The organism is Bacillus siamensis KCTC 13613, from assembly GCF_000262045.1.
In the GTDB taxonomy this organism is placed as follows: Bacteria; Bacillota; Bacilli; order Bacillales; family Bacillaceae; genus Bacillus; species Bacillus siamensis.
On record NZ_AJVF01000006.1, the window covers coordinates 1 to 337 of the forward strand.

Here is a 337-nt window from a genome sequence, read left to right on the forward strand (position 1 = left end):
ATGGACGTACGGCGAGCTGAACGCAAGGGCGAACCGCATCGCGCGCATTCTCATGGACTGCGGTGTTACAGCTGACGAACGTGTCGGCATTTTGACGAAACCGTCCTTGGAAATGGCTGCGGGCGTACTCGGCGTCCTGAAAGCGGGCGCGGCATTTGTGCCGATTGACCCGGATTACCCGAAAGAGCGGATCAGCTACATTCTGCAGGACAGCGGGGCCAAGCTGCTTCTCACGCAGGAAGCGCTCGACGTGCCGGAAAGCTACAAAGGAGACACGATCCTGCTTGACGGCAGCCGCTCCATTCTGAGCCTGCCGCTTGATGAAAACGATGAAGCG

At 59.1% G+C, this 337-nt stretch carries 1 protein-coding gene; it reads left to right on the top strand.

Annotation, left to right across the window (positions count from 1 at the left end; translation table 11 throughout):
* Positions 1–337: AMP-binding protein (locus tag Y79_RS01000000119850; RefSeq protein ID WP_032864728.1), on the top strand; the 337-nt coding region annotated here is incomplete at both ends.